Raw genomic sequence first — 1,110 nt, 5'->3', positions numbered from 1 at the left:
TTAGTACAAACATAAACTTCTTTGATGCCTAGCAGCTTTTGAAAAAAGTTGCGTGGTACGCGTTGCAAGTAAGCACCATGTGTACACATTTCAATATCCGTATTCATGTTGTTTTACACCTGTGCTAAGACGTAGGCGAATAGCAGTATAAGAAAAGAATGTGTCGAGTTGTCGACAGTCACAAGAAGCGTACTGATGGAATACGCATGATGCGAAGTGAGTAGGGTTACAAGTTAATAGTTATGTCTATCAACACTACAGTATTGCTGGTTGAGTCGTTTCAGGTTTGGTCTGTTCACCCAACCATTTAGGCAATAAAAAAGCGACCTAGTGTGGCCGCTTGTTGCGTTTGTTGTCTTGCTTAAATCTTGAATAAGTTTTTTGCATTTTCCGTGGTGATAGCATCTATGATGGCGACCTCTTCACCACGCAAGTCTGCCACTCGCTGCGCGACGAGCGACGTGTAAGCAGGTTCATTGCGTTTACCGCGATGCGGCACTGGCGCCAAATATGGGCAGTCTGTTTCTAAGATGACCCATTGCATGTCTAAGTGTGGGATGACTTGGTCCATGCCGCCGTTTTTAAACGTCGATACACCGCCTAAACCAAGGTGGAAGCCCAACTCGTTAATTGCTCGTGCCTCTTCTAAGCTGCCACCAAAACAATGGAACACGCCACGCAGGCGACCGTCTTGCTCTTGACGAAGCAGAGTCAGCGTTTCTTCGATGGAATCGCGGGTGTGGATCACCACAGGTAAATCCATCTCTTTTGCCCAATTGAGTTGGGTTACGAAAGCCATCTCTTGCTCTGCTTGGTGGGTTTTATCCCAATACAGGTCGATGCCGATTTCGCCCACGGCGATAAAGTTGTGTTTTTCGAACCAGCCTCGGATGATTTCTAGCGTTTGATCAACGTTGCTATCAACGTAACATGGGTGCAAACCCATCATTGAGTGGCACACTTCCGGATACGCTGCTTCGGTCTGCAGCATCGGTTCAATCGAGTCCAGATCGATATTCGGCAGCAAAATTTTAGTGATGCCTTGAGTTAAGGCGCGCTCAACCACTTCATCGCGGTCGTTATCAAATTCGCTCGCGTATATGTGCGCGT

The 1,110-nt window shown here is 47.0% G+C and carries 1 protein-coding gene; it reads right to left on the bottom strand.

Annotated elements, in window-relative coordinates; all coding sequences use genetic code 11:
* Positions 1 to 361: 361 nt before the first annotated feature.
* Positions 362 to 1,110: TatD family hydrolase (locus R7M72_RS25535; protein WP_318056516.1), on the bottom strand; the 749-nt coding region annotated here is incomplete at its 5' end.

Source organism: Vibrio sp. YT-18 (assembly GCF_033337345.1).
Lineage (GTDB): Bacteria > Pseudomonadota > Gammaproteobacteria > Enterobacterales > Vibrionaceae > Vibrio > Vibrio alginolyticus.
This window is presented reverse-complemented; position numbering and strand designations above follow the sequence as displayed.